This is a genomic window from Polynucleobacter meluiroseus (assembly GCF_900205755.1).
GTDB classification, from domain to species: Bacteria; Pseudomonadota; Gammaproteobacteria; order Burkholderiales; family Burkholderiaceae; genus Polynucleobacter; species Polynucleobacter meluiroseus.
In genome coordinates this window covers 358,298-370,104 of record NZ_OANS01000002.1, presented here as the reverse complement: position 1 = coordinate 370,104, position 11,807 = coordinate 358,298, and the positions used below count along the sequence as shown (strand labels likewise).

Annotated in this window: 12 protein-coding genes and 1 tRNA gene; 12 read left to right on the top strand and 1 reads right to left on the bottom strand. The window is 47.4% G+C overall.

Features of this window, described 5'->3' with window-relative positions; translation table 11 throughout:
- Positions 1 to 4: 4 nt before the first annotated feature.
- The 10 genes from infC to CP950_RS05025 all read left to right on the top strand — a co-directional run bounded on the left by infC (position 5) and on the right by CP950_RS05025 (position 6,594).
- A complete protein-coding gene (gene infC, locus CP950_RS05070) occupies positions 5 to 544 on the top strand; it encodes a translation initiation factor IF-3 (RefSeq protein ID WP_096672968.1) in 540 nt (179 codons plus the stop codon).
- A 138-nt stretch (positions 545 to 682) separates the two neighbouring features.
- Complete coding sequence (rpmI, locus tag CP950_RS05065; protein ID WP_046330084.1) at positions 683 to 880, top strand: 50S ribosomal protein L35; 198 nt, start codon at positions 683 to 685, stop codon at positions 878 to 880.
- A gap of 25 nt (positions 881 to 905) precedes the next feature.
- Complete coding sequence (rplT, locus tag CP950_RS05060) at positions 906 to 1,271, top strand: 50S ribosomal protein L20 (RefSeq protein WP_096672966.1); 366 nt, start codon at positions 906 to 908, stop codon at positions 1,269 to 1,271.
- Positions 1,272 to 1,298: 27 nt separating this feature from the next.
- Positions 1,299 to 2,345 carry a phenylalanine--tRNA ligase subunit alpha gene (gene pheS, locus CP950_RS05055; RefSeq protein ID WP_096672964.1) on the top strand — a complete coding sequence of 349 codons (1,047 nt, stop codon included), beginning with the start codon at positions 1,299 to 1,301 and terminating at the stop codon, positions 2,343 to 2,345.
- Between the two features lie 28 nt (positions 2,346 to 2,373).
- A complete protein-coding gene (gene pheT / locus CP950_RS05050; protein WP_096672962.1) occupies positions 2,374 to 4,833 on the top strand; it encodes a phenylalanine--tRNA ligase subunit beta in 2,460 nt (819 codons plus the stop codon).
- A gap of 64 nt (positions 4,834 to 4,897) precedes the next feature.
- Complete coding sequence (locus CP950_RS05045; RefSeq protein WP_096672960.1) at positions 4,898 to 5,221, top strand: integration host factor subunit alpha; 324 nt, start codon at positions 4,898 to 4,900, stop codon at positions 5,219 to 5,221.
- Entirely contained in the window at positions 5,199 to 5,549 is a 351-nt protein-coding gene (locus tag CP950_RS05040) for a MerR family transcriptional regulator (protein WP_096672958.1), read from the top strand. Before CP950_RS05045 ends, CP950_RS05040 begins: the two co-directional genes overlap by 23 nt.
- A 25-nt stretch (positions 5,550 to 5,574) precedes the next feature.
- A tRNA-Pro gene (locus CP950_RS05035) sits at positions 5,575 to 5,651 on the top strand.
- 110 nt (positions 5,652 to 5,761) lie between these two features.
- Entirely contained in the window at positions 5,762 to 6,103 is a 342-nt protein-coding gene (locus tag CP950_RS05030) for a PaaI family thioesterase (protein ID WP_243391920.1), read from the top strand.
- A gap of 206 nt (positions 6,104 to 6,309) precedes the next feature.
- Positions 6,310 to 6,594 carry an H-NS histone family protein gene (locus CP950_RS05025; RefSeq protein ID WP_207760212.1) on the top strand — a complete coding sequence of 95 codons (285 nt, stop codon included), beginning with the start codon at positions 6,310 to 6,312 and terminating at the stop codon, positions 6,592 to 6,594.
- Between the two features lie 93 nt (positions 6,595 to 6,687).
- Here CP950_RS05025 and CP950_RS05020 read toward each other — a convergent pair whose 3' ends face one another.
- The gene (locus CP950_RS05020) at positions 6,688 to 7,392 is read right to left on the bottom strand and encodes a helix-turn-helix domain-containing protein (protein WP_096672952.1); all 705 of its coding nucleotides are present in this window, start codon (positions 7,390 to 7,392) and stop codon (positions 6,688 to 6,690) included.
- 299 nt (positions 7,393 to 7,691) lie between these two features.
- Here CP950_RS05020 and CP950_RS05015 point away from each other — a divergent pair, with 299 nt between their 5' ends.
- Together CP950_RS05015 and odhB are read left to right on the top strand one after the other, a co-directional pair.
- Positions 7,692 to 10,547: a 2-oxoglutarate dehydrogenase E1 component gene (locus CP950_RS05015; protein ID WP_096672950.1), complete on the top strand. Its 2,856-nt coding sequence runs from the start codon at positions 7,692 to 7,694 to the stop codon at positions 10,545 to 10,547.
- Between the two features lie 43 nt (positions 10,548 to 10,590).
- On the top strand, positions 10,591 to 11,802 hold the full coding sequence (gene odhB / locus CP950_RS05010) for a 2-oxoglutarate dehydrogenase complex dihydrolipoyllysine-residue succinyltransferase (protein WP_096672948.1): 1,212 nt from the start codon (positions 10,591 to 10,593) through the stop codon (positions 11,800 to 11,802).
- The last annotated feature ends 5 nt before the right edge of the window (positions 11,803 to 11,807 follow it).

Sequence of the window (11,807 nt, the reverse complement as noted above, 5' to 3'; positions counted from 1 at the left end):
TTTTATAAGGAATTGCAAGATCGCTACTGATAAATCGCAGCGCATTAACCGGGAAATTACTGCTCCTGAAGTGCGTCTGATTGGAATTGATGGGGAGCCCATCGGTGTTGTTAAGTTGAGTGAAGCTCTGGCTTTAGCCGAAGAAAAAGAAACCGATTTGGTGGAAATTGCTCCGACTGCTGTACCGCCTGTTGTACGCATCATGGACTTCGGTAAGTTTAAGTATCAAGAAGCCAAACGTTTGCATGAAGCGAAGCTCAAGCAAAAAGTGATTCAGGTGAAGGAAGTGAAATTCCGCCCTGGAACAGATGACGGTGATTATGGTGTGAAGTTACGCAATCTCATTCGCTTTTTGGAAGATGGCGATAAGACAAAGATTACGCTACGGTTTCGGGGTCGTGAAATGGCCCATCAAGAAATCGGAGTCAGAATGTTGGAGCGTTTGAAGTTGGACCTGCAAGAGCATGGCCAAGTTGAACAGTTTCCGAAGATGGAGGGCCGCCAAATGGTGATGGTGTTGGCCCCCATTCGTAAGGCTAAGTAAGTAGCGATTCATTAGAATCTGCTACTTGTTTAAGTAGGGCGGAGTCGCAAGGCGCTGCATGTAATAAGTGCTTCTAGGTACAGGAAGAGTGACCGTCGGTTACCACCTATGTTGCACGCGAAGAAGGAGGGGTGCTTTATGCCCAAGATGAAGAGCAAGAGTAGCGCGAAGAAGCGCTTCACGGTTCGCGCAGGCGGAACGATTAAACGAGGTCAGGCCTTTAAACGCCACATCCTCACCAAGAAGACCACAAAGAACAAGCGTCATTTGCGTGGTACCACTGAAGTTGCGAAGGCAGATGTTAAGTCTATTCGCTCCATGCTTCCATACGCTTAACCTCAGACTAAATTAGGAGAATTCAATGCCAAGAGTCAAACGTGGGGTTACAGCAAGAGCCCGTCATAAAAAAATCACCGATGCCGCAACAGGTTATCGTGGACGTCGTAAAAACGTATTCCGTATTGCCAAGCAAGCAGTTATGCGCGCTGGTCAATATGCTTATCGTGACCGTCGTAATAAGAAACGTGTATTCCGCGCTTTGTGGATTGCGCGTATCAATGCGGCAGTGCGCGAGCATCAAATGACTTATAGCGTATTCATGAATGGTATGAAGAAAGCCTCAATCGATCTCGATCGTAAAGTACTTTCTGATATGGCCATTGCTGACAAACCGGCTTTTGCCGCTTTGGTTACTCGGATCAAATCCGTAGTAAACGCTGCAGCTTAATTCTTAGTTATTTAAAACTAAGCTGCAATGGTTTCTCTCGACCACATTGTCGAGGATGCTAAACGTGATTTCCTCGGAGCTGCCGATGCGGCAGCTCTGGAGGACGCGAAAGCCAAGTATCTCGGTAAATCAGGTGTTCTGACTGAGCGTCTCAAGGCGCTTGGAGGAATGTCGCCTGAAGAGCGCAAGAGTGCTGGCGCCCAAGTTAATCAAGTTAAAACTCAAGTTGAAGCTGCTCTGCAAGAGCGTCGCCAAGCTATGGCCGATGCCTTATTGCAACAACGTTTAGCAGCGGAATCAATCGATGTTTCATTACCAGGGCGAGGCCAGGCTGTGGGTAGCTTGCATCCTGTGATGCGCACCTGGGAGCGGGTTGAGGAAATTTTCCACTCGATCGGGTTTGCAGTGGCCGATGGCCCAGAGATCGAAACTGATTGGTTTAATTTCACTGCATTAAACAGCCCTGAAAATCATCCTGCGCGTTCAATGCAGGATACGTTTTATATCGATGGCCAAGACTCGCTTGGCAAGCCTTTGCTACTAAGAACCCACACTAGTCCGATTCAAGTACGTTACGCAAGTGAGCATGTTCAGAAATACGCGCATGCAGATGTCATGCCACCTATTAAAGTGATTGCTCCTGGACGCACTTATCGAGTGGACAGTGACGCTACGCACTCGCCCATGTTTCATCAAGTAGAGTGTCTTTGGATTGCAGAAAATGTTTCCTTTGCCGATCTCAAAGGCGTGTATACCGATTTTTTGCGCACCTTCTTTGAAACTAATGATCTGCAGGTCCGCTTCCGACCATCCTATTTCCCATTTACAGAGCCCTCAGCTGAGATTGATATGGCGTTTACCAACGGTAAATTGGCCGGTCGCTGGTTGGAAATTTCTGGTGCAGGTCAGGTTCATCCTAGCGTACTGCGCAATATGGGCATCAATCCCGAGCGTTACACCGGCTTTGCCTTTGGCTCCGGTCTCGAGCGTTTAACGATGTTGCGCTATGGCATTGATGATTTACGTCTTTTCTTTGAGAACGATCACCGTTTCTTAGCGCAATTTCCGGCTTAATTGGCCAAGCTTTTTAGGTAGATAGCGTATGCAATTTTCAGAATCTTGGCTTAGGCAGTATGTTGATCCCGCGATGGATAGTGCGGCACTGAGTCATGCAATGACCATGGCTGGTCTTGAAGTTGAGGAGCAGCATGCGGTTGCTCCTGCATTTACCAATATCGTCGTGGCGGAGATTTTGTCTGCCGAGCAGCATCCTGATGCTGATCGTTTGCGGGTTTGTAAAGTCAATGCCGGCACTGGCGCAGAGTTACAAATCGTTTGTGGCGCCCCGAATGCGCGCGTAGGCATCAAGATTCCCTGTGCTTTAGTCGGCGCACAACTACCTGCCGCTGAAGCAGGGGGAAAGCCCTTCCTCATTAAGGTTGGTAAATTGCGCGGAGTTGAGAGTCAAGGTATGTTGTGCTCTGGCCGTGAACTGGGGCTTGGCGAAGATCATGAAGGAATTCTTGAGCTACCTGCCGATGCTCCCGTTGGCAAAGATATTCGTGAGTACCTCGATTTGGATGACCAAATCTACGTAATCAAGCTCACTCCAAATAAAGCCGATTGCTTGTCATTAATGGGTATTGCGCGCGAGGTTGCAGCAATCACCAATACCCCCTTAGTAAAACCATCTTGGGTTGCGCCTAGCTTCTCTATTGCAGATACCCTCAAGGTCACTGTCGAGAATGCAGATCTTTGTGGCCGCTTTGCGGGCCGAGTGATTCGCGGTGTAAATGCCCAAGCGAAAACTCCTGAGCATATTGTGCAGAGATTGGCGCGAGCCGGACAAAGAAGTATTTCTGCATTAGTGGACTTGTCCAATTACGTAATGTTGGAAATGGGTCAACCAACCCATGTATTCGATATTGATCGATTGTCTGGTGATGTCGCGGTACGCTGGGCTAAGCCCGGAGAGACAGTTGAATTGCTCAATGGGCAGACAGTAACTCCAGTTGCTCCAGACCAGTCCGGCAGAATTCTAGAAGTAGGCGTGATTGCTGATCAGACCGGGCCCGTAGCTTTGGCCGGCATTATGGGAGGCAATCATTGTGCAGTGGGTGATGCCACACAAAATATTTATGTTGAAGCTGCATACTGGTTGCCATCAGCCATTCAAGGTCGCGCCAGACGTCTTAACTTTAGTACAGATGCGGCCCATCGCTTTGAGCGGGGGGTTGATCCACAGAATACGGTTCATTGTTTGGATTATTTGACCGCGCTGATTTTGAATGTATGCGGAGGTCAAGCTGGGCCTGTAGACGATCAAATCATTGCCTTGCCAGAGCGACAGCCTGTGCGGATGCGTTTAACTCGTGCCACCAAGGTAATTGGTATCCCGCTTAACGCTGAAACTGTCGCTGATATCTTTACGCGTCTTGGTTTTGTATTTCAGCAAGAGGAGGGTGACATTTTTATTATTACTCCTCCAAGCCATCGCTTCGATATTGAGATTGAGGAAGACTTAATTGAAGAAGTAGCGCGAATGTATGGTTTTGAAAATATTCCAGATACCCCTCCAAGCGCTATTCTGAAGATGGGTGCTCAAGCAGAAGCAAAGCGAAGTGTGCATGCTTTGCGTCACCGTTTAGCCTTACAGGGCTATCAAGAGGTCGTGAACTTTGGCTTTACGGATAGTGAAAGCGAACAAAGATTAACTGGCACTGCGCCAGAAAAGATGATCAACGTAATTAATCCTATCGCCAATCAATATGGCGTCATGCGCAGCAATCTTTGGGGTGGCTTATTAGCGAACCTGAAAACGAATCTAAACCGAGGCGCAAGTCGCTTGCGTTTATTTGAAGCGGGTAGAGTGTTCTCACGAGATGAAAGTATCCAAGAGGCAGATGGTCAGGTAGCGGGCTTTTTTCAGCCGCAACATATTGGCGGCTTGGCTTACGGTTCTTGCCTGCCTGAGCAATGGGCGAGCCCACAGCGTGCGGTTGATTTCTTTGACGTCAAGGGAGACTTAGCGCGCGCCTTAGATCCACTTCAGTTCACCACCGTGTCAGCAGTGCATGTTGCCTTACACCCTGGGCGTTCTGCTCAGGTTCACTTAATGAGCACAACAGGATTAATCAACATTGGTTGGGTTGGCGAGCTCCATCCGCGTTTACAGCAATTGTATGAACTACCTCAGGCGCCAATGTTATTTGAATTGGACTTAAAAGCGATTCAGGAATTGGGTTTGCCACATCCACAAGAGCTTAGTAAATTTCCTGCAGTGCAGCGTGACTTAGCGATCGTAGTAAAGCAAACTGTGCCAGCCCAAGATGTGTTGGATAGCCTGCTCTCTTGTAAGCAAGACTTCGTAGTTGACATCAATGTATTCGATGAATTTAAAGCGAAGTCGGGAAGTAGTAGTCTTGCTGAAGATGAAAAAAGTTTGGCGTTTAGAGTAACCCTGCTCAATCCGCAGGAAACGCTGCAAGATGCACAGATTGATCAAGTGATGGCTGCGTTGCTGGCCAGCGTAGAAAAAAAATGTGCGGCGCGTTTGCGCTAGGTTTATCATTATAAAAACTAGAATTTCAAAATATTAAAATAAAAAATTGCGAAAGAGACTTGCAATGACCCAATCAATGACTAGCGACACCGTTACCAAGAATGAGCTATCCGAAGCCTTGTTCGATCAAGTTGGCTTAAATAAGCGCGAAGCAAAAGATATGATTGATGCTCTTTTCAATCGCATTGGGAATTCTTTAGAGGCGGGGGTTGAGGTGAAGATCTCCGGGTTTGGAAATTTTCAACTGCGTAATAAGTCAGCACGTCCTGGACGCAATCCGAAGACTGGTGAAATGATTCCGATTGCAGCTCGCAGAGTAGTTACTTTTCATGCAAGCCAAAAACTCAAAGACGTAGTTGAGTCACATGCTCGAGAAAACACCATTTGATTCTGGGCTGGCTATCCCCAGTTCAGAATTACCTCCTATACCTGCAAAGCGCTATTTCACGATTGGTGAAGTAGCTGACTTGTGCGGTGTACGTTCCCATGTATTGCGCTATTGGGAACAAGAGTTTTCCCAGTTGAGCCCCCAAAAGCGTCGCGGTAACCGTCGCTATTATCAAAACCATGAAGTGGTACTCATTCGTAAAATAAGAGCCCTTTTGTACGAAGAGGGCTTTACCATCAGTGGCGCACGCAACCGCTTAGAGGAAGCACGGGGCGAGCTCCGCTTGCGTGATGAACTGCAGGCAGTCTTGCAAATCCTGTCCAAATAGTTACTGATACAATTTCGTCTTTCGTCGGGGCGTAGCGCAGCCTGGTAGCGTACATGCATGGGGTGCATGTGGTCGGAGGTTCAAATCCTCTCGCCCCGACCATTCATTTTGAGTCTGACACACCAGATCCATTCATGTTCCCTCCTCATATTTGCCCATGACAAACCCTTCAACTGTTTTTTTTTGGCCTAAATATTCCTTTTCTAGCCCATTTGGGGGTAGTTCCAGAATATGCCCGTGACGGCAAATCCCGCATCAGCTTGATGATTAAGCCCGAGTTTGAAAATAGCTTTCAGATAGCGCATGGTAGCGTGATCATGGCTTTATTGGACTTTGCCATGGGCGCTGCCGCTCGAAGCCAGCAGGATCTCACCTTGGGTGCCATTACGGTAGATATGTCCGTAAGCTTCTTGCGGCCCAGCACTGGCAATATCTGCGTGGAGGGCTGTGTGCTCCGCTCAGGTAAGCAGGTTTCCTTTTGCGAGGCGATTGTTCTCAACGAAGTAGGGGAAATCACTGCTAAAGCTAGTGGCACCTTTATGCTGCGAAGATAAACAAATACTTAACCGATTATATTATTTATAATAGTAATATTAGTTTGTACGGCAGCACGCTTAATAAGATATTAATTTAATTATTATATTTAAAGCTTTCTATATATTGCTTTTTTAAATTAATTTATTTAGAATGGCGCCAAGGGGAGTTAATGAATAGCCATTAACCCCGCAACAAAACTTATTATTCGGAGAAAATAACAGATATGTCATCTTACAAAGAACTATTAGCTCAGCGCGAGCAGTTAGATAAACAAATCAAAGAGGCGGTTCAGCGTGAAAAGGCTGATGGTATAGCCCAAGCCAAAATTATTATCGAGCAATATAACTTAAGCGCATCCGACTTATTCAGCCGTAAAGCCTCCACACGGAGCTCTACAGGCAAGGTCGCTCCAAAATACCGCAACCCTGCAAATGGTGATACTTGGACTGGGCGTGGCAAGGCTCCAAAATGGATTGAAGGTAGAGATCGCTCTAGCTTCTTGATATAAGTTCTTGATTTAATTGAATTAGATTTAAAAGATAGGCCGATTAACCTGAGTTGATCGGCCTTATTTATTAGATTACGCGCCTCTTAATACAATTCAGAGCATGCATTTTCTGCTTAATGCTTGTGTAAATATGGGCTCAAGCAGATGAAGCCTATTTTCTCCGCCTAAGTTTGAATCTGCTTCAGCATTTGTTGCGCAATAAGGGATGATTAAAGGGTTGTGCTCAATTAGGCCATTTTCTAGTTCTTCTTGCAGTTTTTCAGGATATTGAGGCCTGACACCAAGGGTATTTTCATCCACCAGACTAATTACGCCTGGGTGAAGTTTAATAAATCCCTCATCTACCAAAATGGGTATCCGCTGCGTATCCTTATTTTTGCTTAAGTAATGAATCAAATGCACTTGCTCTACCGGAGGAATCAAGGCATCTAAAAAGATGAGGTCAGGCGCAATGGAAACCGCCTTCATTAAGCCCTCCATGCTATCCACCGCTACATCCAGCTCGACCTTGATTTGCCAGTACTGAATGGCATTCATTAATTCTTGGCTATTTTCAAAGCGCCTAAAAATACCAAGGGCAATGCAGTTTTGAGTGGTTTTTTGGCGCATAGCCCGTTTGCGCCTTTGCAGTTGCTGTTCCAAAGAACTGGCCAAAATGCGGCGATGTCCCCCACGGGTCTTCCAGGCAATCAATTCGCCTAATTCAACCATCTTTTGAACGGTACCAAGCGAAACCTGCAAAACCTTGGCGCTTTGCCTAGTACTGAGGTATTCCATTTCAGGGGTAATTGCTTTCATATTTCCTTAATCTCATTTATTCATTTGAAGATTTAGAGAATAAGAATCAAATCCATTTGAATCTGTCGGGCAGGGTTTAAAGCAAGGTAGGAAATTTCTTATTCAGGGCTTTCTACTGATTCAATTGCACAAATAACTTAAAAATCATTGAAATCCCTTTTTGAGACAGTGGTCAATCGTGTTAAATTACTGAGGTAGTAGCAGTATTTGCACAGATCAGTTCGCGAAGCGGTAAAGCCGGGTAGCGAACGGTTTCAACCACAGTTTTTATTCGGGAAACCCGATGAAAGGTGAGAATCATGATGCAGGATCAAAGGGATAGCTCGTATCTCTTCGGCGGAAACGCCCCGTATGTAGAAGAACTCTACGAATCGTATTTGCACGACCCCGCTTCGGTAGCGGACCACTGGCGCGACTATTTTGATAGCGTAAAGCAGTCTCCGGCCTTGGATGGCTCTAATAGAACCGATATCGCCCATGCTCCTATTGTTGCCTCTTTTGCAGAGCGCGCTAAGCAGGGCCCGATTAGAACAATTTCAGATTCAGCAGATTCGGAAATGGGACGCAAGCGCGTCGACGCTCAACAGCTGATTGCTGCTTACCGCAACGTGGGTAACCGCTGGGCAGATTTAGACCCCTTAAAGCGTACCGAACGACCCGTGATCCCAGAATTGGAGCCTGCGTTTTATGGCTTTACTGACGGCGATATGGATATCGTCTTTAACACCAGCAACACCTTCTTTGGCAAGACAGAGATGTCTTTGCGAGATTTATTACAAGCCTTGCGCGAGACGTATTGCAATAAGCTTGGGGTTGAGTATATGTATATTGCCGACCAAAAAATCAAAAAATGGTGGCAAGAAAAACTCGAATCCATTCGCTCAGTTCCCCGTTTCACAGTAGAAGATAAGCGCCAGATCTTGGATCGCGTGACTGCTGCCGAAGGCCTCGAGCGCTACCTACAAGCAAAGTTCGTTGGTCAAAAACGCTTCTCCTTAGAGGGTGGCGATAGCTTTATTCCTTGCATGGACGAATTAATTCGTGAGGCAGGATCCAAGGGTGTGCAAGAGATTGTGATCGGCATGGCGCACCGCGGACGCTTAAACGTATTGGTAAACGTACTTGGCAAAATGCCAACCGACCTGTTTGCTGAATTCGAGCACAAAGGACCAGAAACCCTCCCCGCCGGCGATGTCAAATATCACCAAGGCTTTTCCAGTGACATTTCTACGCCTTCAGGCCCAGTTCACTTATCACTTGCCTTTAATCCATCCCACCTCGAGATTGTTAATCCAGTAGTAGAGGGTTCAGCGCGCGCTCGCATGGAGCGCAGAGGAGATATGGTTGGTAAAGAAGTGCTCGCTGTTTTAGTGCATGGCGATGCTGCGATAGCGGGTCAAGGCGTGGTGCAGGAGACCTTGGCAATGTCAGAGGTGCGCGGATACTCTACCGGCGGCACGGTGCACATTGTGATTAATAACCAAATTGGTTTCACCACTTCAGACCCACGTGATTTGCGCTCCAGCTTATATTGCACAGACATCATGAAGGTAGTGGATGCTCCAGTGCTACACGTGAATGGCGATGATCCTGAAGCTGTTGTGCTCGCTACTAAATTGGCTGTGGAGTTTCGGACACAATTTCACAAAGACGTCGCGATTGATATTGTTTGCTTCCGCAAACTCGGTCATAACGAGCAAGATACGCCAGCGATGACCCAACCCCTGATGTACAAAACGATTGCCGCGCATCCTGGCACACGTAAGCTCTACGCGGACAAGCTAGAAGCCCAAGGCGTTTTGCCCGTGGGCACTGGTGACCTAATGGTGCGTGAATATCGTTCTGCAATGGAGGAGGGTAAGTCCACTTCTGATCCAGTGCTTAGTAACTTCAAAGGGAAGTATTCGGTCGATTGGGCGCCATTCTTAGATAAGAAGTGGACGGATGAAGCTGATACGGCTATTCCATTAACGGAATGGAAACGTTTAGCTGAAAAGATTTCCATCATTCCAGATGACTTTAAAGTGCACCCCTTGGTAGAAAAGGTTTTAAAGGACCGTGCAGCTATGGGTCGAGGCGAGATCAATGTCGATTGGGGTATGGGCGAGCACATGGCCTTCGCTTCACTGGTAGCAAGTGGTTATCCCGTCCGCTTGTCTGGTGAGGATAGTGGCCGCGGTACCTTTACCCATCGTAATGCTGTGTTACACAATCAAAACCGTGAAAAATGGGATACCGGTACCTACATGCCTTTGCGGCATGTGGCCAAAGATCAAGCCCCTTTCTTGGTGATTGATTCGATCTTGTCCGAAGAAGCGGTACTCGGTTTTGAGTATGGCTATGCTGCCTCCGAACCCAATACCTTGACGATTTGGGAAGCCCAGTTTGGAGACTTTGCCAATGGTGCGCAAGTTGTCATCGACCAATTTATCGCCTCAGGCGAAGTGAAATGGGGTCGCGCCAATGGACTAGTGATGATGTTGCCTCATGGCTACGAGGGCCAAGGTCCAGAACACTCATCAGCCAGGTTAGAGCGCTTTATGCAACTTTGTGCCGATACGAATATGCAGGTGATTCAGCCGACGACCGCTGCGCAGATTTTCCATGTGCTACGCCGTCAGATGATTCGTCAGTTCCGTAAGCCACTGATCCTCATGACACCCAAATCATTACTTCGCAATAAGGAAGCATCATCGCCTTTAGCCGAATTTACTAAGGGTGGCTTTCATACGATTTTGTCAGAGCGTGATGCGACTATCGACGCCAAGCAAGTCACGCGCTTGGTAATGTGTTCAGGCAAGGTCTATTACGACTTAGTAAAAGAGCGTGCGGATAAAAAGCTTAGCAATGTCGCAATTATTCGTTTAGAGCAGCTCTATCCTTTCCCACATAAAGCCTTGGCCGCAGAGCTCAAGAAATATCCTCTGCTAGAAGCGATTGTGTGGTGTCAGGATGAGCCACAAAATCAAGGGGCTTGGTTCTTCGTGCAGCACAATATTCTGGAGAATATGGCTGAGGGCATGAAGTTAGCCTATGCGGGTCGTCCCGCCTCTGCCTCGCCTGCTTGTGGTTATGCGCACTTGCATCAAGAGCAGCAGAAGTCCCTTCTTATCGCGGCGTTTGCCAAGCTTAAAGGTTATGTCATCACGAAATAATCGTTGACCGTACTCAATATAGACACATTACACAGGATTAATCATGGCCATTTTTGAAGTTCAAGTTCCCCAACTCTCCGAGTCCGTAGCAGAAGCCACTTTGTTGCAATGGAAAAAGAAAGTCGGCGATGCCGTTGCTCAAGATGAAATCTTGATTGAAATCGAAACGGATAAGGTCGTACTCGAAGTGCCAGCTCCATCCGCTGGTGTTTTAACTGAAATTCTTGTGGCAGATGGCGGAACTGTACTCGCCGAACAAGTGATTGGCAAAATTGATAGCACTGCTACCGCTACAACCAAGGCCGCCGCCTCAGCTGCTACTCCAGCTCCTGCACCAGCTGAAAAGGCAGTGCCAGCACAAAAGTCAGCTACTGTGGCTGCCGCTCCTTCCGCCGCCAAACTCATGGCTGAAAATAATGTCAACGCTGGGCAAGTTGCCGGCTCCGGCCGAGATGGTCGCATCACAAAAGGAGATGTGATCAGCGCAGTATCTTCTGCTGCGACTTCCACCGCAACACCTGCATCCTCCCCAAGCGTGTCCATCCCTATGGGCAATCGTCCAGAAGAGCGGGTGCCAATGAGCCGTCTGCGTGCTCGTATTGCAGAGCGTTTACTTGAGTCGCAAGCGAACAATGCCATCCTCACGACTTTCAATGAAGTCAATATGGCCCCTGTGATTGCGATGCGCAACAAATATAAAGATCAGTTTGAGAAAGTGCATGGCGCTAAATTGGGCTTTATGTCTTTCTTCGTAAAAGCAGCCACCCACGCATTGAAAAAATACCCCTTATTGAATGCGTCAGTAGATGGCAACGATATTATTTATCACGGTTACTTTGATATTGGTATTGCAGTAAGTTCGCCACGTGGCTTAGTTGTACCTATCTTGCGTGATGTGGATCAAATGAGTCTCGCCGATATTGAGAAAAAGATAGCGGAGTTTGGTCAGAAGGCGCGAGAAGGTAAGTTGTCGATGGAGGACTTAACCGGCGGAACATTCTCGATCTCTAACGGCGGTGTTTTCGGTTCAATGCTCTCCACGCCAATCATTAACCCACCTCAATCAGCTATCTTAGGTATTCATGCGACTAAAGAGCGTGCGGTAGTAGAAGATGGGCAGATTGTCATTCGTCCAATCAACTACTTGGCCTTGTCTTATGACCATCGCATTATTGATGGCCGTGAAGCGGTGCTCGGTTTAGTTGCCATGAAGGATGCGCTAGAAGATCCTTCACGTCTCCTGCTTGATTTGTAAGGGGC